Genomic DNA, 21,142 nt, shown 5'->3' with positions numbered 1-21,142 from the left:
CCGGCGCTGGTCTGCTCGGTAACGGCCGACAGTTCTTCAGCGGCGCTGGCGATTTGGGTCACGCCGTCGCGGATGCCGCTGATCAAGTCGCGCAGGGTGACGCCCATGCGCGCGATGCCTTGTTGCAGCACACCGAGTTCGTCGCGGCGGGTGATGGTGACGTTTTGGGTCAGGTCGCCGCTGGCGATGCGCTCGACCACGGCCAGGGTTTCTCGCAGTGGGCGGGTGATCTGACGGGTGATGATGACCGCGGCAATCACGCCAACCAGCAGGGCCAGCAGGGTGCTGATCAACTGGAAGGTACGCGCCTGAGCGCTTTCGATGTCGCGACGGTCAAGCTGAATCTGATACAGCTGCTCGCTCAGGGTCACGATGGTGGCGCCCTGATCGGTCATTTCCTTACGCGCCTGCACGGCTTCGCTGTTGGCGTTTTTATAGGCCATCAACGCGCTGCGATAATGGGTCAACGCCGTTTCCAGCTGACGCAGGGCATCTGGCTGAGTATCAGCGAAATGCACGTTCAGCTGTTTGAGGCTGGCGATCGCCACGTCGATTTGGCCGATGGCTTTTTGCTCGGTTTCGGCGTTGGTGGTGGCGGTGTAGCCGCGCACTTCGTAACGGGCGAGGATGAACGCTTCCTTGGCGGCACTGATGGCCTGGAACTGCGCGAAACGCTGCTCGCTCATTTCCATTTGCTGAACGCGCTTGCCGATCGACTCGATCTGGTTGTACGCGCTCTCGGCGTTGACGCTCATGGTGTCGCGCGCGGTGTTGCCGGTGCGATAGGCGTTACGCATTTTGTTCAGGGATGTCTGGTATTCGGCGATGGTCGCCGCCTGCTCCTTGAGCAGTTTGACGTTTTCCGGGCTCTTGAAGCTGCTGATGAGCTTCTGCTGTTGCGCGGCGAAGCCGTCGAGGGTGGTCTGTACATTCTGCGCAGCGGTTTCGTCGCCGTTGGTCAGCATGTATTGCAGGCGCACCACGCGCAGTTTGGTCAGGCCGGAGTTGAGCTGGGTGATGTCGCTCATCCAGTTACTGCGGTCAATCAGGCCGCCCAGGCTGGTCCAGCCGGTCAGGGCCAAAACGCAGGTCAGTGCCAGGACAAGGCCGAAGCCCAGGCCCAGTTTCATGTTCACGCTGATGTTGCCGAACCAGCTATTCATCACAATATCCTCCAGAAACTCGTGTTTCTTGATCGTCGGTAAGCTGGAAGATTGTTGTTTTTTGAGCCAGCAAGGGTGTTAGCAGGTCTGTATCGGCAGCAAACGCGAGAGCTGAAAGGTTTTTTGTCGGACAGAGTTTGTAACAGGCGCTCGCAAGCCACTATTCACCTGTCAGCGAGCGCCCGTGGAGATCACCCCAGCCGCCGTGACCAGCGCTGACCCGGTGCTTCGAAGCCCGGGTTGACCAGCGAAGTCAGCACATGATCCTGCCAACGTCCGGCAATGTTCAGATATGCCTTGGCGTAGCCTTCCTGCTCGAAGCCTAGTCGCTCCAACAACCGTGCACTGCGCTCGTTGCCGGGGATGTAATTGGCCATGATCCGGTGCAGGTTTTGTGTCTCGAACATGTAACCGATGCCGGTCTCCAGCGCTTCTTGCATCAGGCCCTGGCCTTGCTGAGCCTGATCGATGTGGTGCCCCAGATAACACGCCTGAAACGCCCCGCGAATGATGCCGCTGAAATTGCAGGCGCCGATCATCTGCTGGCCGTCCGCGCTCAGCAGCGCGAAATGCATCGCCAACCCGGCGTCAAAGGCACTGGCCTGGATCTCCAGACGACGGCGAATCTGTGCAGTGGAAAAATAGTCGGTCGTACGAATAGGCGACCATGGCGCGAGGTGGCGCTGGTTGCGTTGATAGAAATCGCTTTCCAGTTCTGCCTGATCCGGGGCAAGGATGGCGAGCGTCAGGCGTCGGCAGGGCAGGGTCAACAACGGCATCGATCGCTCCGGGCAGGGGTGTCAAAGGACAGAATTGCCCGGGGCGCCCGAAAATACAAACGGGTTGTGAGTTGCCTGATCCTGTACGGAAAGTTATGGAGGGATCTCAGGTGAGTCGGTTTACTGAAGGCAGCCAAACAACAGGCAAAAAAAGCCCGCGGGAGAGCCGCGGGCGAACCGTAGTTTCTTGAATGAGCGAGCGGACTTTACAACGTTGGTTGAGTCGCAGCAGTGAAGAAAAATTCATCTCGATGAGCTGCCCTGACCCGGTCTGACAAGCGCTCGTTCCGCGCCCATTTGAGCCATCAATGGCGCACTTCAGGGGGCGGTGAAGCGGGCGATCCCTGCTGCACAACTTGATCCCGTGCCCGGCAAACCACAATCTCGGCCAATGCGCTCAATTGCTTGATGGCCACCGCAATATGGCGCTGGGAGCCGTCGCACTCATCGGCAAAGTTTGCGCTGATGAGCGCGAGGGATTCGAGAAGGTCACTGGCATGTGTGAGCAGGGTCATCGTGTCGACATCTTCGCGCACGCTGAACATTTGCTTGAGTGGCACGGTACGGCGGGGTTTGCGTTGGTTTGAGCCGGTGACGCTGGCGTGGGTTTTCTGGCCGGGCGTTTGCGCGTCGGCCGGGGCCGGACCGACAAGCGTGAGTCGGGTGATTTTTTTCATGACGTAGCTCCGTGGAGTGAACGATCTCTGCGGATGCGGCCTGGCAAACCGCCCGCTGGATGGCAGCGAAGCGTGAGGGTAGCGCCGTGGAAATTGGTGCACCAGTTCATGAAAGTCGACGCGTGTTGAAGGAAATTTCCTAGGACGTGAAATGTAGGAAGTGAGAGCAATGAATGGATAACTGCCGGGGGCTGTGAGTTTAGAAACGCTCGTTGCAGCGAGCTCTTTCTTGTCGACTGGAAAGAGCGCCTGACTCAATACTCCGTCACCTTATCCTCACGCAAAATCCACCCGGCCTCTCCCGCCACCAACTTGTACTGAACCTGCCGCATCTTCCCCGTCCGGCCCGCACCCGCGTCGGCGTTGTTGTAAACCGGGAAGCGCTGCACCAGCGTGTTCTCCACTACGGCAAATGAGTCTTCACCCTGATATCCGTCGGCGATTTTCGGGTTCTCGCTGATGGGCGGCAGATAGATTTCGCTCAGGGATTTTTTGTTGTTGGCGGAGTAGGCGATCAGTTCGCCCGGCATACCGCGCCCGGGTGTGCGAGTGAAGACGTAGATCTCAGGCGAACCGTCGTTATTCAGATCGCCAATCTCGGCGCGGACGATATTGCCGTTGAGCGGACGGGTCTGCACCGTGTTGTCGATTTCCAGGCCCTTGGGTTCGATACGCACGATGGATTTGCCATCGACCTGATCCGCTTTTACATGAAAATGGATGCCCTGCAGCTCCAGGTTCTGGTCGAATGCCGCGTTGTTATCCACAGCGTCGCCGTTGGCGAGGCTCAGTGAAATCGCGTAATCGGCCACTTCATTGCGCCGGGCAGCATTGCGCATCAGATAGACCTGCACCGTGTACTCGCCATCGGCGGGCAGCGAGCCGAGAAAGTGATTACCCATCATCGAGCCGTTGAACAAAGCGTAATCGGAGTTTTTGGCGGTGATGTTGAAGTAGGCAGACGTGTTGGTGGGCTTGAAGTCCACGGTCAGTATCTGCCCAGCCTTGGCGTTGAGTTTGTACTCAGCCGTTTTATAGCCCTTGATCGACTGTTTGAACTGCACACTGCCATAGCCGCTTTTGTAGTTGACCTGCTGGATTCTTGGCGAGATGTCGGTAGTCGCGGCGTGGGCAGACAGTGAAAGTAGGGCCGCCAGTGCGGCGCCGAGCCAGATGTTCATGAGATTCCTTGGGTTATTGCCTGTGTGCTCCGAAGCATAGATCCGGGGCGGCACGCGCGTCCAACCGGGCTGGTGATCAAATCCCGATCTCCAGATGCGACAAAGCCCGCACTGGGCGGGCTTTCTCGTTGAATTGGTGGGCCGGGGTAATCTGAACAGGTTTCATAATTTGTTGATTTTAAAGAAATAAAACAAATTGATATTCTTTGAGGAATACTATTTGGAATACCGATCTTAAGGACATTGATAACCCAGGGCGGCTGTGAAAGGTGACTGAGGCGCGGCCCCACCGACAAGCTCCTCTCAGCTAACAGCTGTTTCTTTTCCACAGGGCTCGAACACCGGCGAGGTCCGTTGAACAAATTTTAACCTGAGCCTTGGGGAAGGTTGTCAGCGCCACCTCCAGTCCAGAGGTCCGCTCCCCAGGATCAGTACCCGGAGTCTGCGAATCAGTTGTTCAGAATCGCTGTGCGCAGTAGTGCGATTTTAAGTACGCCTTAATTGATAGTGCTGAGACACTTAGGCTTGTGAATAACATATCAAAGTGGATCTTCATCTAACAGTAATGATGAGTCGTTCGCGCTCTAGAAAACAGCGCTCAAGCTGCCAGATACAGATGATCTAGAAACTTTGAAGTATTGTGAAGCATTGGTTTTTCAAGGACGCTCCTCATGCGGTAGGTACGATCTTACTTAGCACACCTACGAATAGCTTTACACAGTTGCCGGGCTGGTGACTTCGATACTCAAAAAATACTCTTCAAGCCTGCAGAGTCCAAGAAGGATTTAGTCCTCATTTACCGTTCTCTGGAATTGTTCCTGCCGGTACAAACGACCAAGGGTGGGTACCCCACTAGACCTAAACAGCCTGTATGAAAAGCAGGTTCGGAAATTATGATCGAAACTCAGCAGTACATGATTCATATGGTAAATAATATATAAATTGCCCTGAGTTCATGGAGCTGATCCGCAAGTGGATCGCATCAGTAGCCCCGTACTGAAGGAGTTTCCTGCAGCAACATCTGAAGTTGGCGCAAATCGACGCACCGATGAACTTGACTACCTATTCCAGGGCAGCAGAGTTAAGGCAGAAATGCTGCCACTTCACAGGTATCAAGTTGTAATCAATGGTCAGCCTTAGGAGTGGCGTCTGCAGGTGCTGGGTGACGTAGTAAATCTTGGCCTTAGTGTATCAAAGTTATCCGAGTCCTATCGTCAGGAGTGGGGTGCTGGCTAGCACGATAGACTGTTGAAAATGGCCAGCATGATTTCGATATTTTTCCGAAAAACTAAACTCTCACCGGTGTACTACAGGCGGAAGTTCGAGAGCGGGAGTTGAACTGTTCTCATCCTCACGATCAGCACTATGTCACCTGTCTGAACTATCAGCCTTTCACTATTCCTCGTGCCTTAGATCAAATACCAAATCTCGCCATGATCCTGGCATTTTGAAGGTTGCTATGATCTAAATTTCCGCAGTACTTAGTTTAACTTTCGCGCCATGGACTGCTTCGTTTTGAGTAAAAAATGGTTAGCTCGGCTAGTTGTCAGGTTGCTGTTTAATGCTTTTCAGGTTTGCTTCTAGTATGTAGTCATGCATCTGCATCTATAGTTCTATCTCTTGCAGCTTTAAATAGCAACACCTGGAGTTGGATTCATAATGATCGCGAAGTTATTGAGGTTGCTATGGAGGTTGCGGTATTTCTCTGAAAAGGGATTTTATATTTTTTCTGAATGATCTTCTGGTTTGGTTCGGGGCGGCTGATGAGATGTCGTCGCGGATTCTTGTTGGCGCTTTTTTGTTAATTCAGGTATTGAGGAGATGATGTCTATGATCTCTTCATCGCTCTTGTCCTTGTCCTTGTCCTTGTCCTTGTCCTTTACCTGGCTCTGGATTTTTGGTTTTATTAGTTTTCTATATTTTCTTATGTCCTCGGCGTCAAAAATGGAGTTTGTGCTTAGTAATGTTGTTTTTCTTATATTAAAAAGTTCTTCGATTTTTTCTTTTGGTGGGGTTGGAAGTGTTTGATGGTCAGGCGCCAGGGTTTCAATCTGAAGTTTTAGTTTGCATATTTCGGTTAGGGTTTCGCTTAGTTTTGAAGCGAGTATGGACGCTGCGTTCCGCTCGTTTCGTAGGCTTTTAAGATTGTCCTCATTCAGAGTCCTTGCTTGAGTCTTGTATTGCTCTTTTAGTTCGAATCCGCTCTGGATTAACCATTCCAGGGTTTCAGTAATAGTGGCTTTTCTTGATGATGCCAAATTTTTCAGCTTTCGCTTTGATAGAAGTGAAATTATGAAGTTGTTCGCTTGTCGCCCGTCTTTGCTTTCCCGGAGTTTTTTCTGGCGCCAAGCACCTTTCATGTTCTTCAGAAGCTCTCTTTTTTCGCTATTCTCAGGCCAGTTTCCAGACCATCTTACAAGTTCGTCGTAGGTGGTTTGTTTGGAGATGTCTGCCCCTTTACCATTCAAGTATCGAATGGCCCATTGCTGCATGTCTGGGTTGTTCCTTTCTATCCATTCAAGTCTTTTTTTTGGCTTTTCCAAGGCATTCCCCCGCTAATGCATTTATTGCAGTAAAAGTTGTTTTTACGTTGAACGTTACGGAGTGACGTTACGGAGTAGCATACGCTTCTCTGATTGTACTTGAAATAGGGTGTTTTTCTGCGATGTAATGGCTGCTTTTCTAGAGGGGTGAAGGGTAGTGGTGCACTGCGTCCTGTTGGGTCTTGGATTGGCTGGGATCAGCCCAGAAGCGAAGTTTGTCCTCGTAAGGCTGGTGCAGTTGTACGGGCTGGGCGAGTCGATCACGATCGGGGTTAAGGAGTTAGCAAAGGTGTCAGGTGCCACGGATCGTGTGGTATCTGGCGCTCTGTCTGAATTAGTGGCAGAAGATCTTTTGATCTGCACCCCTATCGTCATCGGGCGGGGACGTCCTAAGAGCGAGTATCGAGCTTCGAGTAAGTTAGCCCGATTGCTGGAAAACTGGAACGAAACATCTAATGTGATAAATCGATCGAGAATCGATCATTTGCTGCATGCTGCGGAAGAGCGTAAGGGCAGTCTTAGTGTCTGTAATCGATTGCTACTATCCACCCTGCTTCTTTACGCCGATCAATTTGGGATTGTACGAGAAGTCGGAGTATCCAAGCTATCCAAGGTAACCGGCCTAAATCGAGAGAGAATAAAGGCGCAGGTTCACAAGCTTATCGCTCTGAGGGTAATGAGAGGGGTGATTCCTGGGGTTACAATGTCTGTTGTATTGGGTGTTTCAAAGTCGGTTTATTTTATTAATTTTGATCATAATGTTTTCCCAGAAGGCAGTTCGGGAACGATTGTGCTGACTGCCATTTCGAACGCCAGTGGGGGTGTCGGGGAGTGTAATGAGGTCGGAGCTCTCATTGAGTCGGCTAAAATAGGTAAGTGGCTTAGGTTTGAGAGGTATAAGAAATTTTTTGGAATGCTGCCGGATAGCGATCGATTTAATGCTTTGGCAAGATTGTTTTCTTCTTTCGCCAAGAATGGCGAATCCCCAAGAGTGCTCCAAGTTAGATTGGAGGAATACGCGTCGATGCTGCTGTCCAAGCATTGGAAAGCTTTTGAGGTAGGTGAGTTTAGGTCTGATGATGAATTGCTGATGCGTATTAAGAAGGGTTTCAGTAAGGGGGTGGGGTTAGGGCAAGATCTGGAAATTGACAACCTGCTAGGTGAGCTGTTTTTTGAGTTTATTTATGAAGTTGTTGTTCTGATGGCTCGTCGCGTCCAAGGTGTGATATTAAGTGCTAAGGGGTTTCCGTACGAAATTGCTGGGCTGCAGATTCTGCCGAGTTTTGACCTCGGTGGATATTTTGGTCTGTTCTCTTTTGGTCGGTCGTTGTTAATTGTTCCCCATCAAGAGTTTCGAGCGGGGGAGTGTTATGTCATGAATAGGAACATCCATGGCGAGCCTGTGTGTGAGAGGTTTTCTGACGAGGTGGAACTCTCCGAAGAGGATCGTTATCGTTTTGGTCTGCTTACTAAGGTTCATACTCCTACGCGCTATCGATATCGAGGGTAAGACATTCGGCAGGTTGGTGGTGGGCAGTAAAACTTTATCGGCTTCCCAGATCCTGTGTACGGATTTGAGGAGTTGGTCATGCGCATACTACGAATGAAAATGGTTGTTGAGATAACAGGTCTGGCCCGGTCGACGGTATATAAGTACATTGCAGAAGGGATATTCCCTAAGCCCATTACGCTGGGCGGTCGAAGTGTCGGGTGGGTAGAGTCTGAAGTTTTTGCGTGGATTCAGGCTAGGGTAGCAGAACGCAATTAGTTAGGGTTGATTAGCATGCTTGCGATATCTGGTCTTGCTTTTTAGATTTCATTTGCTTTCAATGAAAACATCATGCCCGGTTGATTTCCGGGCATGATGTTTTTTTGCCGGACCTTTTGGTTGTGTTGGTTTCCTTGGTCCTGAACAGGAATGTTTAACTTCCCCTTGTGTTTCAAGTGATGAGTTTTTCGGTGCGGGTAATATGCTTTAGTGTTTGAAGTATTGCCTTCTAATAACTCAAATCTACCGTTTATGTAGAATATGATGCATAGTGAGCCATAAGGTTAAGGGCATAGATACCCCTTCAAAGGGTATCTGTGATGGTTGCCTGATCAATGCCTAGTAACTGGCAATATGGCATAGGTAAACGTCATTGGTGTTGTTAGATGTGTGAGCGACTCATTGAAGTCTGGCTCAATGGGCTATGTAGAGCGTGTAAATAACTACCGAGCTGACTGAAGATATGATCTTCAGTAAAGTAGGTAGTAACCATGCTTCGTTTCTCCGAAAATCGTAATCTTCGTTTGTACTCAGCAGCTACGTTTCAAGGCCTGCCGATAATGGTTGAAAAAGGACCTTTTATACTTGGGTACCTTGAAGCGCTGAATCGCACCATTAACCTTGCCCTTGATCAGTATCCTAGGGTGATTGCATTCAGGGTGGATTTACGTCTTGCGCGTCTGATGGGGTTTACAGATGACGCTTTGTCAAATCGTGTGATCAGTAGGTTCATCGAGTCGTTCAAAGCAAAAATTGAGCATAACCGTGATAAGGCGCGTGAGCAGTACAAATACGCCCATGACTGCAGGGTGCGTTACGTCTGGGCGAGGGAGGTGGGCTGTGGAGGGCGACCGCATTACCACCTGTTGATTTTGCTGAATAGAGACGCCTACTACACAGTAGGGCGATTGCAGCCACAGAGACCCAACATGATCAGCCGTATGCAAGAAGCTTGGGCCAGTGCACTGAAGTGCGAGGTTGAGCAAGTGCGGGGCTTGGTACATATCCCGCCTAACGCAGAATTCCGAGTAGATCGGAATGTTCGGCCAGGGAATGTGGATCAGTTGCCTGAACTGTTTCGACGCGCGAGCTACCTCTGCAAAGCTGCGACAAAGCGTTATGGTGATGGATCCCATGGCTTCGGATGCAGCCGGGGGTAAGCTAATGGTTTAGCTGATCATCACCATGGTGGCGTTCGATCCAGTTTTGTTTGTTTTCCTCACGGCCCCGGCGTCAGTGAAAGCATGCGCGCGTTGTTAGTGTGTCCAGAATGGCGAAATATCCTGAAGACATGTCCACTGGATGTGGTCAGGCGCGGAGCCAGCCGGTCACGGATGACCAACCTGACGGGCCTCGGATCGACGTCGGACAAATGAGCATCGAAATGGAACTCACCGGCACACGCAGTGCAGCGTCGCATCCGTCTGCAGCAGATCGAATGGTTGATCGCCTATGGGGGCCACACCTATAGCCAAGGCGCGGGGGAGTACTTCTTCGACTGGGCGCATTTCCAGCAGATGCTGCTCGACCTGACGGCCATGGAGCGGCAATTGGTCGACTAGGAACGGAATAGCTACGTGGTGGTGAAGGATAATGAAAATCTTCACCGTAAGGTATCGCTAGGGGGCGATACCACCATTTCAGTTCCCTGGCCGAGTCAGGGAACCATCCTAATTGGTGATGTGGTTGAAACCCTCAGCCAACATTACATCAAATCTGTGGCCAGGCAATTAATCGCCAGCGTATACACTCGCTGCGCGACGAAGAGTATCGCGCACGTGCGCTCGGATTAACGGGGGCTCGAGCACTTCAATATCCCCAGCATTGCTGAGCAGGAACAGGCGTAGGCCTTGGGTGTCGTGGAGAGTGCAACTCAAGTCCCACTTGTCATCGGCGTATTGCACTACGACCTGGTCTTCAGCCAACGGGTTCTCGGTAAGCCGATTTTGCAGGTTGGGGCCAAGACGTAGTTTGAGTTGTACGGGGTCATCGCCGTGTATTGTCATTAGGTGCTTTTGGGCTTCAAGCGAATTGACGTCGTAGTTTTCCGGGTCAGCTATTTTTAGCCAACTCGCTTTGACCTCTGCCATTCGATGCAGCATGAGGGCGCACATCGTCTTGGGACCGTTGCTGCTGTACTTGCCGCGGCGGGTGTTTGGTGAAGGCGTATGCCCCTCCGGCCATTGCTCCTCGAGCACGTATGCCGACAGATAGACGTTTGAATCCTGATATGAGAGGGCCAAGGGTTTGAGTAAGTAGATGCATTCGACGCCGCTGGCGTCTCTTGGCAGGTAGGTCACCTCAAGCGAAGCATCGTCCAGAATGGCCTGTTGGATTCTGGTTAGGTGTGCAGGATCATATTTACCTGGCCTGAGCAGCGTAAATCGGGTCCCAGTAGTGATTCGCTTTGTCCACACATGTGTTCGCGTGGAGCGCTTCGTCATTTCCGTGGTTGCGTATTCGCGTAGATCGACAAGTTGTTCTGTGTGGGCCTTGAAGCCGAAGCGCTCTGCGTGGTCGAAAATAGCTGCCAACGTCATTGCCTCTGTGGGGGAAAGCGTCAAGTCGAAGCTGCCACGACCGGATTTCCAGTATTTTGATTTTTTATCCGAGCCAGCTTCACCTTTGGCTACAAACTCGGCTGCGGTCAGAGCCTGGAGGTCACGCAGTGTGGTTTTTATATGGAGACTGGAATCATCGAACCACCGACATAGTTCACTGTGGATATCCGCCGTCGACATAGACTTGCCATAGCGTTGGAGGATTTTGCGCAAAGTGGTGCGGCGTCGGTGATGATTGATCATGGCAGAAGCTCAGGGACAAAAAGTGGGTTTATCTGCTGGGACTATGTTCTGGCTGGCAAGCAATCCTGCGACTACAAGCGCCAGCCCACAGGAGCATTTCATGAACAGCCAAACCTATCTAGCCCTTCCCCACGTTTCTGGATTCATCCGCTGGCTGGCCTCTGAGCTCAATTCTGAGTCGTGTTTCAAGCACCAGTACGTCAATCGTCGTAGCGGTGAGAAATGGACATGCAGCAGCCTGTATAACGCCTTCGAAAACTACCGTTGGAATCACCCGGGTAATGCCCGCTTGGGATTCAATCCAGGCGTATGTTCCAGCAGCAACGGGATCGCTTTGTCCGCCTTGCGTCAGGATCTGGTAAGCGCTACTGGGAGCGACTCACACACTCTTGAGGCAGCCGTCGACGTCATGCGCTGGGGCGGCGTTATAGCCCGCAATGCGGACTGGCTGAAGGCGAATAATGTGGGGCTTGGCCGAATGCTGCAAGGCGTACAAGCTGCGATAGTTGCCGGCGACGATCAGGCACCTGTCTTGCGTTCGAAAAGCCTTCGCTTCAATTCTGGGATGACCAAAGTTTACTCCTTGCTCTGCAAGGACTTCATCATCTACGACAGCCGTGTTGCGGCAGGACTGGGCTGGTTGGTCGTGAAGCATTGCCAAGCGCATGGGCTGTCCAAGGTACCTGAAGCGCTGTGCTTCCCTTGGGCAGCTGCCAAGGAAGGAGAAAATACGCTCGCTCCCAAGCGCCGCGACCCTGGTACCGGCGGGCTTAAGTTCAAGGGCTTGCGCTCAGGTCACCATCACGCAATGTGGAATATGCGCGCCAGTTGGGTATTGAGTGCGGTCCTGGCGCATCCAGACGCCGCCGGCAGCCGTTTCCATGTGGTTCCCTCTCCGAATGACCCGCTGCGCGCACTGGAGGCTGCACTCTTCATGATTGGCTACGACTTGGGCGATCAGCGTCCAGCTTTTGCGGCTTAAAACCTGGTCGACAACTTCCTCCCCTTTGCTTGGCGGGGAGGTCATTCTGAATGAGTGAGGTACAGGATGCGTGACATGAATCCGTTGCAGGCTTTGATTATGCAGCTCGCCGCTGACGGAATCAGCGCTGGTGACTTGAGAAAGGCCGTGATGCAGGCATACCCAAATCTTTGTGATGCGAAGTATCAATCCACGCTATTTGGCCTGCAGGAGGCCGATAGCCTTATGGGCCAGGAAGTGGGCGGCGAGTGGTGCTTCACAGCAATCGATAAAACTGACCCGGACTACCCTCACCCGGAGTACAGCGCTGAATTCGCCGAGAAGATCTTGGCCGCATCATGCGGGGAGTTTGTAGAGATCAGCGCAGATGATTTGCTGGCTCAACTGGACGAGATGCTGGCAGAGGCACGCGCCAAGAAACCGGACACAGGACCATAAAACACCCAGCAGCCCAGTATTCAATACGGATGCGGTGTTTAACGAGCATCAACTGTGTATCAGTCTGCAAGGGGTGTCTTGATGGACATCAAGTCCGATTTTGTGTCCGTTGAACGTGATGAGTTCGATGGTCTCACCACGATTCAGCACCTGCGTCACTGCCAGTATCGTTCTGGAAAGAATGAAATCACCTTCTCGTGGCGCCGCAATATTCGTCCTGCTTCAGACCGCATGATTCTTGATGTTGAGATAAAGACCTCGCGCCCGGGCGGCTGGCTGCCCTCTCAATTGACCTTGTTGGTCGATGGTCGGCGGATCGAGTTGAAGTACCTGACAGGCAAAAGCAGCGAATTTCGAGGGGGGAGCTTTTTCGAAATCGGTATGTTTTTCATCGAGCCATCTGAAAAGGTTCTTCGCTGTCTGTGTGATGCCAAAGTACTGAAGCTCAAGCTTCAATCTGACGAGAAAAATGAGCACACGGTTCTTCCGGACGAGTTTTGTGCCCAACTACAGTTGCAGGCTCAGCAGTTCTATAACAACGCTTTCGATGGTGACGAGTATTTGTCAGCCGTCAGTGGCGTAGCCGTACGGACAGAAGACACAACGTTCGCTGAACAGAATGCCAGCCGCGAGTCGCGCTATCGGCAATTGTGTAAATATCGACTGCTCTGGGCTGTACTCTGGGGCAGTTTTTTTGGTGGGCTGTGCGTGCTTGGCGCGTTGGAGATCATCACGTTCTCGGTCAAGTCGACGGACCAGTTGATCATCGCTGGAGTGCTCAGCGCCTCAAGCTGGCTAATTCCCCATCTTCAGATCCTTTGGATCGAACACCAGAAAAACAAAGAGTGTCCCAGTTGTCACCGTAGAGCGATAAAGATGGTTCGCTATTATGAGGCGGTTTATCAAGTCCGATCCGTGGAGCGTCTTGTCATCGACAGATTGACAGGGCAGCGCAAGTCACGGCAGGTGACCGTGACGGACCATGAGGTGACGCAGGATTTCGAGTGCAAGGACTGTCGGCATCTATGGACGCGAAGCCATCTTGCTCGAGGTTTCTAAGACATTCTGTCAATGAACGGCATCGCTAGGCTCGGATCTGATTTCGGCTAACGACTCATCTTGTCGCTCCCTGCTGTAGTCTGGAGTGAGTGCCCACAGAATGAGGAGTTTCTATGGTCAGGCCAGTGCGTCCTTTCACCATGCGTTGCAAAGATTGTGGTTGGAGCCAAACGGTTGTCCCGCTCAGTGATGTCTTGCGATTCGAAGACTGTCCTGAGGTTTGCCCGCGTTGTAAAAGTCGGGATGTAAAGATGGAACAAGCCACGGCCCTGGAAGTGGCCGTGGCAAAAGTAAAGCGATTATTTGGTTAGTCCTGAGCCTGAAACTTTGCCTAGCAGCTATAGCGCACCATTCAGTTCTTTTACTTTGTATACGCCAGGCTTGACTCGCAGGTACTTTGCTTCGGCACCCTGTTCGACATTGTAGCCGCCGACTCCCGTCTGCTCGTCCTGCGCGTAGTTGGCGATGGTCGTCCCGATCGTCGATTCCATAAAGAACTCGAATCCGATCCGATATTTTTCAACCAGCTTCTGCTCTACAGAGCACATGACCCGACGACGTTCGCTAGTCAGTTCCTGCACTTCAAAGGGTTCGCTCAGCGCACCGTTGTGCACTTCCAGCAGGATTGATTCATACAGCGTCATGGTTTTTTTCCTAGTGATGTCAGCGGCCGAGATCAACCCGACCGCCGTGATTGGTCGTTTACGCGAATGTGGAATCACGCCGGCGGCTAAAAAACCTGAATCGCTCCCGCGGCCACCGGCAGAAAGAGCCATGCGGCGATGACAGGCCGCCCCGATGCCGCCTCAATCGCTTGGGCGTAAGCATCAAGCTGACCCGCATGTTCCTCGGCCAATCGCCTCCACTGGGCTTCGGGCGCCGGGTTGGATTTGTGGTCAATGAGCACCCAGCCATCTTTTGTGTCCAGCAGAAGATCGATCCGACCATTGAGTACCTGACCCGAGCGCAGCAACTGTTGCACCGGGTATTCAGCCATGGCTTTGGCCGCTGGCCAGTGGGATTCGATCCAGGCGTGCAAGGCCAATTGCTGTGCGATGACCTGACTGGCATTTACGTGCTCGTGCACTGCGTGGCTCTGCAACAGGTCCTGCACTTCGTCTAAGGTGAGGGGGCAGTTGGGGTCAGTGAATGAAAGGCACAAACTGGCATGAATGGCCGTTCCCAATGCACTCATTTCCGGGCTGCCTTGGAATGCGATCCGAGTGCCGATCCGGCATGTATTGCGGCCTGCGGTGCTGGCGCGAGCGCCACCGTTGGACGGTTGAAAGCCCAGTGGCAAACGAGACTGGATCACTTGTACCGGGGCAAACCAGTGCAGATTCTGTTCAATTACCGCCACTGGCACAGGTGAATCACTGGCAGTGAGCGTTTGGCAATCGGCGCGCAGTTCTTTTCCATTCGGCAGTTTCAAAGTCGACAGCCCGGGAGGTGTCATCAACCAGGGTGCCTGGACAGTGTCGAGCCACTCTCCTGTGATTTTTCTACTCGAACGGGCAATGACCAGCAGGTCTCGGGCGCGGGTCATGCTCACATAGAGCAGGCGTTTTGCTTCTTCAAAGGCTTCAGCCCGGCACGCCAGGCCTATGGCGGTTTGTTCGAACGTTTCGCTCAACGGAACCGTTTTCTGTTTGCCCAGCGGCCATGGCCAGTAGCGGATAAAGCGGTCATGCAACGGTTTATGTGGATCGAATGCGCTATTGGACTGAGCCGAGACTGACCATAACCGGTCGCTGATATCGCGTGCCAGATCCATCAAAATCACGACCGGCCATTCCAGACCTTTACTGGCGTGATGAGTCATCACTTGAACGGCATCCAGCGCAGGAGTGGCCAGTGCATCGTTTTTGGCGTTGGCGATTTCGTCCAGCCACAACAACAGCCCGGAGATGGATGCCGCCCCTAATCCATTTCGGCAGAGATCCTCATATTGCTGCGCGAGATCGATCAATGCATCCAGGTTGGCCAAGCGCTTTTGCGCCAGCGCTGTCGAGGTTGACCAGACGCTGACACGTGTTGGTAAATCGCACTCGGCGATCAGCCGTTGTAATGCCTCTACCGGTGTGAGCACTGGCAGATCTGTGCGCAGTTGTGCAACGGCCGCCACAAGTGGGTGTTGCGAATACTCGCCGAGGCTCAGTTCACGCCACTGCGCTTTGGGGTGTCCGGCATTGAGGTAGCGCAGGCGCTCGGCAACCCAGCTTTCCGGTCCTTCGGTTTCGGTTAACGAGATGATCTGTGCTGTTGCCAGGGTATCGGCCGGGTCGTTCAATCGGCGCAAACACGCCAGTGCCAGAGTTGCCTCTGCGGTTGCCAGCAGTCCTGGTTGTGCTGTGGAACAGGGGATGCCCAGAGTAGCGAGGGCTGCTGTTACTTTCGCGACGTTACTGTGGGAGTAGCAAAGCACAGTGATATCGCCCAAACGCACCGCTCGGGCTTCCTGGCGGGTTTTATCGAATACCTGATAACGGCTAGCCAGCAGTTGGCCAATCCCCTCGGCCAATGCGTTGACTTGCAATTCGGCATTTTTGCCGTCCAGTACCCAATTGGCGAAGGCAGGGCCAGGTAGTTGATCCGTACGGGTTGGTATCAGCTCAACGTCCTTTGTTTCCAGGCTATTGGCGAAGGCCTTGTTGAATACATCATTCGCCAGTTCGACCAGTTCGGTACGTGAGCGCCAAGAGTGAGGCAATACCTCTTTTTTGCCACCCATATCGGGCAATGCCTTGAGGATGGCTTGCATCAGCGCACAGTCGCTGCCCCGAAAACCATAAATCGCCTGCTTGATATCCCCGACCCAGTAAACCTTTTTGGCAAAGCGTGAAAGCTTGAGAAAAATCGCCAGCTGCATCGGGCTGGTGTCCTGGAATTCGTCGACCATGATTAAATCGAGCTCATCCTCGAGCACCTGCGCAACGGCTGGGTTGTCCAGCAACTTGAGCAAGGCGTGTTCCTGGTCGGCAAAGTCCAGTACGCCAAACTCACGTTTGCTGTGTTCGTACACTTTCAATACATCAATGGCCAGGCCGAAAACCTGTTCGAGGTAGGCGCGGATATCGCGATGCAGATCCGGGTGTTCGGCATAGCGGCCAATGGTTTCAGACAGGGTTGTTACCAATGGTTTGAGCTTGGCCTCAGGGGCTTCCTTCGCCAGTTTCGCCCAATCACTCCAGCGGGCGTTGTCATGCTGCAGTTCATACTGGAAGCGGGTGAGCAACGCTATGTAGCCTTCAGTGTTCTTTTTGTCGCTGTTAGCTGCCTGTAACAGAGCCAGCACCTCGGGAATGCTGTGCAGCAACTCTCCACTCAAGTCGGTTTTGGTCGGTTTGGGGAAATGCTTCAGCATGTCGTCGGCATTTTGGGTAGCAAAACCACGAGACAGTTCGAGATCAATGTCATTGGTACGCAACTGATTCAAAAGCTTGCGCAGCTCATCGCGCCAATTGGTATTGGCAAAGTCGCCCTGTTGATAAGTGTCTTCAAGTCCCAGGCGTCGGGCGACAGCGAGTAGATTATCCAGGCGCTCACCATCAAGGACCCGGTCAACCGCCTTGTTCAGCAGCAGGGCTGCCTGGTTTTCTTCCAGCACACGTTGCTCGGGCGGCATGCCGGCTTCGAATGCAAAGCGTTCAAGCAATTGCCCGCAAATACTGTTGACGGTACCGATACGGGCCTGGCCCATGGCGGTGGCCAGGTTTATTTGACCCTGCTTTAGAAGGTGACTACGGACCCGCTCGCGCAGCTCGGCAGCTGCTTTTCGGGTAAAGGTCGTGGCGATCACCCCCGAAGGCTGGACCTGCTGATCGAGCAACTCCTGGTGCAGTATTTCAGTAAGCCGGTGGGTTTTGCCGCTGCCGGCGCCAGCACTGATAAAAGTGATGTGTGCGGTGGTCTGCATTGTCATTGCTCCCAACCGGCCAAGGCCAGGTAGTCGTTGTAGGCTTCATTAAGGTATTCCATCGGCATCGCCTGATCGGGAGGGATCGAGTCCTCATCCTCTTCAATACTTTGCAGGGCAACCTCAAACAGCCCCTCTGCCTGTTGCGCCTGCCGCCACTTCCAGGCATCGGTAAAGCTGAGCCACAGTTTTGGCGTTGAGCTTGGCGGATTGGCAGGCACCTGCTCCGAATCTCTGAAGGTTTGGTCATCCGGGGTTAGCAGGCGCGCGGACTCAAGGATGAAATAGGCCAAGGAAGGCCATGAACCGCTGTCCTGACGAAGCAACTCGGCATAAATCGCCAACTGCAGATGGCGGTTTGCCTTGAGCTGCTCCGGGTATTTCTTGCCCCCCGACCACTTCATGTCGACGATGGCTCGATGTCCTAGCGCAGTGGTCAATACCAGGTCAGCAGAGCCGCCCAATGCGCCACCCTCGAAACGACCGACCAGCGCCTGTTCAGACGTTACGACCGTGATGCCAGCATTGAGAAAGTGCGTTCGCAGTCGATTCAAAGCACGCAGCGCACGATGGCGCAGTGTTGCCAGGTCGGCACCGCGTCCCTCCATCAACAACACCGCCCCTTCTTCACGTACCACACGGGGGAAATGGGTCGAGAACCAGCTGTTGAAATCTGTGGTGCTCATGCTCAGCGCGTCCGGCCGAGTGAAAAAGTGCTCAGCCAGGCGATGGGTCAACGAACCATAGAGCAAAAAACCGTCGCTCAGGCTCTGGCTTTTGGACGCCTGAATCTTGGCTGCGTATTGCAGCAACCATTGATAAGGGTTGAACAGCAGCAGGTTGAGGCTCGAGAAAGACGCTTTCTCAGGCGTATCGATCGGGATGTCGGGTGGCAGGCGCCACCAGCGTTTGCGCAGTGGCAGTGGCGCCGATGCTTGGGCTTGGCAAAGCGGGCCGGGGGTATGCAGAAGCTCCTCGAGAATATGCACCTTTGGCTGCTGCACAACGGCTTCGATCATTTGCCAGAGCGGGTGGCTTTCCTCCCGTGGTGGCGCGAGTACCAGTATCAGCCGGCAGTTTGCTGCCAGGACTGGTCGCAGCCAGTCACGGGCTGCTTGAGTCAGCAGTGTGGCACCGTCCGGTACCACCACCCCGGCATCGGCCAATTGAATGCGTTCGGCCTTGGACCAGGGCGATAGGGGCGGTAACACCGGCATGCTCAGGTGCCACCAGATCACTGTGTCGGCTTGCTCAATGGCCGCACCTGGACGCGAGACGCTCAAGTGGGCGCCGACTTGTGCGGCCAGCAATGGATTATCCACGCCGCTGGCTGTGGCTTGCTCGATGACCTGCTGCAACTGCCGCGGTTTTAACCGCTCCACACCTTGTAGATGCAAGGTCTTGAGGGAGTCTAGTGCCGCTTCACACTGAGCATAACCTGCCTGAGCCGCGAATCTATGCGCGGGCTCTTGGTGCCCCAGGCGTGCTTTAAAAAACTTCAACAACCGTTCGATACGTACCAGCACCTCACTGGGCGCCACACCGTCGTCAGTCGTAAAAGTGGGCATATTCAGCCACTCGTCAATCGAGGCAAGTACGTCGGGCGCATCTGCAGCGTAATGCGCTGCGATTTCCTCCAGTGCATCCTCCCACTTGCTCCCGACGAGGCCGGGTGAGCTTGCTATTTTGGTTGCCAAGCGCCGACGTGCAAACAAACGAATCGGGCATATCGAGTGGGTCAAAAACTGCAGGAGTGCCGGGTAGTTGGCTGGTGCCCAAAGCAGCTCCATGGCCAGTGGCAATACCTGCAGGGCAGGGCGCAGATTGCTGCTGCCATTGAGGCCATGGCGAGCCTGGCCGGCACCGATAAAATGACCATCAAGACAACCACCCACGCCACCCGTCACCAGCAAGGTGGGGGTATCCTGGCCCAGTGAGCGGCTCAGCCAGCTGGCGGCCAATGCTCGAGTTTGCGCTTGAACAACTTGCACTGTGCCATCTTCTTGCCATTGAATGGGCGTGACCTCTAGACCGGCAATGCTCTGGCGCAATTGCATTTGCAACTGCCCCAGAAAACCTTGAGCCGTACCCTCCGGTATCTCCAGGCGCCCGTTAGGCAGGTGATTCAGCACCATTTGCCAGGCAAGTGGATAACACTCGAAAGCGTCAGCCAAAAGCACGGTCTTGATCGGGGGGCGACGAGAGTCCAACGCCTTGGCAACATTCTCCAAGCGCTGTCCCATGGAAGGGGCGACCTGCACGCGAGCTTGAGTCTCGATCTCGGCAAGGTCTTTCAGACGTTGGCTGGCGTCGGCACCGACGCACCCATCCCAACCGTGCAAATACAAATCATCCCGCCAGGCCAGCAATGCAGCAGCCACCCCCAATTCATCGGCGGAAAAACTGGCATGATAGAAGCGCAGTGGGTTATTGCAGTGCGCCAGGCAATCGCGGTACGTGGCTGTACGTTGTGCCGCACAAGGCTGACGTGCCACTAGGCCCAGCTGGGTCTCCAGGATATCCAGCAGTCCCTGTGGCCCGACGGTCAACGCCCCTAATCGATTACTGGCTCGGGTTGCCCGCTGACCATCGAGTTGCATGCCGAACGTGATAAGCATTTCTGACACGTTGACGCTCCTTGTGAACGCTGGTGGTTCAACGCACCGTGATTGGCACGTTGTTGCATAAGGAAAAATAGACTGCTGATCAGCGACGTGGCGCTACCCTACGAACCTAGTGCGACGGTTTGTGTCGCGCCTGCCAGGTTTTGTAGCGAAACCACGGTACCTATTGCATCCGCCACTGAATCCAGTGGCCGGTAGGCTGCCGCCGCACGATGCAGTGTTTTGCCAATCTGAGCCCGCAGCTCGGGCGGCTGCTCCACCACCATTGAGTCGCCCAGGGACAAAATCCACCAGTGCAACTGCCAGGTGTTGCTCAGTGTCGAGCGTACTCGAAAGCCATCCTCCAACGGCTCCAGCGTCATATCGGCACTCAATGGTGTCTCACGAATCAGCCGCGTCTGATGCTCACTAACCCAAGCTTGAAACTGAATCTTTTCGGGGGTGCCGAACTGCAAGGCGTCACTGGCCAGGTACGCACACAAGTCAAATGCCTGTAATCCCTCTACGGGTTTATCGAGCTGATCGACATTGCGAAAACGATGCACCGCAAACTGGCGCACATCGGTATACGGATGTGCTGTGGCGATCAAATAGGTCACCAACCCACGCTGCACCATGGCTAATGGATTGAGTGTCAGTTCACTGAGTTTGTCGGTGTGTGCCGAGTAATACTGACATTGCACTTGACGCTCATTAATCAGTGCCCTCTGCAATGTTTCCAGCAATAGTGGGTCGATATCCGGCGCCTGCAGGTTTAGGTCCGGTCGCACACTGGCGACCTTCTCCAGCCAACGGGCAGCCGGGTTATCGTCCTCCAATCCCTTGAGCTTCTGCCGCGCATGCACGAAGCGCGGCTCCAGCACACTGAGCATGCTAGAGGGCAACAACGGGCGGATCGCGTCTGCAACCAGTGTCAGGCTCAAGGCTTCGGTCAGCGTTATGCCTTGCAGTTCCACATTTACGCCAGGAGTCCAGTACCAGGCTTGTGGCGTGATGTTTTCGCTGCACTGCAACGGGAAAACCAGCGACAGATCAATCAAGTCACGTTCAACGGTGCGCCGGCTAATCTTGAAGCCGGAAGACTCCAGTCGTGCCAGCAACTCGGTGACTGTAATACCTGATTCACGTTTGGGCAGGTGTTTGAGCAGTTCCCACTGGCGGCTGACAGTGGAGTGCGATTTGGCTGACGGCACGCGATTTTCCTTGTG

At 53.7% G+C, this 21,142-nt stretch carries 16 protein-coding genes and 1 pseudogene; 7 read left to right on the top strand and 10 right to left on the bottom strand.

The window, feature by feature from the left end:
- Positions 1 to 149 precede the first annotated feature (149 nt).
- The 5 genes and pseudogenes from AB4P91_RS01700 to AB4P91_RS01680 all read right to left on the bottom strand — a co-directional run.
- Positions 150 to 1,130 (bottom strand): annotated as a pseudogene (locus AB4P91_RS01700) (methyl-accepting chemotaxis protein); the annotation flags it as partial.
- Between the two features lie 224 nt (positions 1,131 to 1,354).
- Positions 1,355 to 1,942: a ribosomal protein S5-alanine N-acetyltransferase gene (gene rimJ / locus AB4P91_RS01695; protein WP_395604186.1), complete on the bottom strand. Its 588-nt coding sequence runs from the start codon at positions 1,940 to 1,942 to the stop codon at positions 1,355 to 1,357.
- Positions 1,943 to 2,247: 305 nt separating this feature from the next.
- A complete protein-coding gene (locus AB4P91_RS01690) occupies positions 2,248 to 2,619 on the bottom strand; it encodes a DUF6124 family protein (RefSeq protein ID WP_395604185.1) in 372 nt (123 codons plus the stop codon).
- Between the two features lie 254 nt (positions 2,620 to 2,873).
- The gene (locus AB4P91_RS01685; RefSeq protein WP_395604184.1) at positions 2,874 to 3,800 is read right to left on the bottom strand and encodes a PliI family lysozyme inhibitor of I-type lysozyme; all 927 of its coding nucleotides are present in this window, start codon (positions 3,798 to 3,800) and stop codon (positions 2,874 to 2,876) included.
- 1,718 nt (positions 3,801 to 5,518) lie between these two features.
- Positions 5,519 to 6,292, bottom strand: coding sequence for a hypothetical protein (locus AB4P91_RS01680; RefSeq protein WP_395604183.1), 774 nt, complete (start codon positions 6,290 to 6,292; stop codon positions 5,519 to 5,521).
- Positions 6,293 to 6,503: 211 nt separating this feature from the next.
- Here AB4P91_RS01680 and AB4P91_RS01675 point away from each other — a divergent pair, with 211 nt between their 5' ends.
- The 4 genes from AB4P91_RS01675 (at position 6,504) to AB4P91_RS01660 (ending at position 9,673) form a co-directional block, all read left to right on the top strand.
- Entirely contained in the window at positions 6,504 to 7,853 is a 1,350-nt protein-coding gene (locus AB4P91_RS01675; RefSeq protein ID WP_395604182.1) for a hypothetical protein, read from the top strand.
- 78 nt (positions 7,854 to 7,931) lie between these two features.
- Complete coding sequence (locus tag AB4P91_RS01670; RefSeq protein ID WP_177095231.1) at positions 7,932 to 8,111, top strand: AlpA family transcriptional regulator; 180 nt, start codon at positions 7,932 to 7,934, stop codon at positions 8,109 to 8,111.
- Between the two features lie 491 nt (positions 8,112 to 8,602).
- Positions 8,603 to 9,271, top strand: coding sequence for an inovirus Gp2 family protein (locus tag AB4P91_RS01665; protein ID WP_395604181.1), 669 nt, complete (start codon positions 8,603 to 8,605; stop codon positions 9,269 to 9,271).
- 246 nt (positions 9,272 to 9,517) lie between these two features.
- A complete protein-coding gene (locus tag AB4P91_RS01660) occupies positions 9,518 to 9,673 on the top strand; it encodes a hypothetical protein (RefSeq protein WP_395604180.1) in 156 nt (51 codons plus the stop codon).
- Between the two features lie 168 nt (positions 9,674 to 9,841).
- Here the strand turns inward: AB4P91_RS01660 and AB4P91_RS01655 are convergent, their stop codons facing one another.
- Positions 9,842 to 10,915, bottom strand: coding sequence for a helix-turn-helix transcriptional regulator (locus AB4P91_RS01655; protein ID WP_395604179.1), 1,074 nt, complete (start codon positions 10,913 to 10,915; stop codon positions 9,842 to 9,844).
- Positions 10,916 to 11,015: 100 nt separating this feature from the next.
- On the opposite strand from AB4P91_RS01655, the gene AB4P91_RS01650 reads away from it, so the two are divergent.
- The 3 genes from AB4P91_RS01650 (at position 11,016) to AB4P91_RS01640 (ending at position 13,394) form a co-directional block, all read left to right on the top strand.
- A complete protein-coding gene (locus AB4P91_RS01650; RefSeq protein WP_395604178.1) occupies positions 11,016 to 11,897 on the top strand; it encodes a hypothetical protein in 882 nt (293 codons plus the stop codon).
- Between the two features lie 75 nt (positions 11,898 to 11,972).
- Positions 11,973 to 12,335, top strand: a complete 363-nt coding sequence (locus AB4P91_RS01645; protein ID WP_238547530.1) for a hypothetical protein — start codon at positions 11,973 to 11,975, stop codon at positions 12,333 to 12,335.
- An 81-nt stretch (positions 12,336 to 12,416) separates the two neighbouring features.
- Entirely contained in the window at positions 12,417 to 13,394 is a 978-nt protein-coding gene (locus AB4P91_RS01640; RefSeq protein ID WP_395604177.1) for a hypothetical protein, read from the top strand.
- A 338-nt stretch (positions 13,395 to 13,732) separates the two neighbouring features.
- On the opposite strand, the gene AB4P91_RS01635 is transcribed toward AB4P91_RS01640, so the two are convergent.
- The 4 genes from AB4P91_RS01635 to AB4P91_RS01620 all read right to left on the bottom strand — a co-directional run bounded on the left by AB4P91_RS01635 (position 13,733) and on the right by AB4P91_RS01620 (position 21,127).
- Positions 13,733 to 14,038, bottom strand: coding sequence for a hypothetical protein (locus AB4P91_RS01635; protein ID WP_010463627.1), 306 nt, complete (start codon positions 14,036 to 14,038; stop codon positions 13,733 to 13,735).
- Positions 14,039 to 14,124: 86 nt separating this feature from the next.
- Positions 14,125 to 17,310, bottom strand: coding sequence for a UvrD-helicase domain-containing protein (locus AB4P91_RS01630; RefSeq protein WP_395604176.1), 3,186 nt, complete (start codon positions 17,308 to 17,310; stop codon positions 14,125 to 14,127).
- A gap of 2 nt (positions 17,311 to 17,312) precedes the next feature.
- The gene (locus AB4P91_RS01625; RefSeq protein ID WP_395604933.1) at positions 17,313 to 19,928 is read right to left on the bottom strand and encodes a PD-(D/E)XK nuclease family protein; all 2,616 of its coding nucleotides are present in this window, start codon (positions 19,926 to 19,928) and stop codon (positions 17,313 to 17,315) included.
- A 107-nt stretch (positions 19,929 to 20,035) separates the two neighbouring features.
- On the bottom strand, positions 20,036 to 21,127 hold the full coding sequence (locus tag AB4P91_RS01620) for a YafY family protein (RefSeq protein WP_275965736.1): 1,092 nt from the start codon (positions 21,125 to 21,127) through the stop codon (positions 20,036 to 20,038).
- Positions 21,128 to 21,142 lie beyond the last annotated feature (15 nt).

The organism is Pseudomonas sp. B21128, from assembly GCF_044218865.1.
Classification (GTDB): Bacteria; Pseudomonadota; Gammaproteobacteria; order Pseudomonadales; family Pseudomonadaceae; genus Aquipseudomonas; species Aquipseudomonas iridis.
Note: the sequence above shows the minus strand (reverse complement) of the source record. Positions and strands in the feature narration are given on the sequence as shown.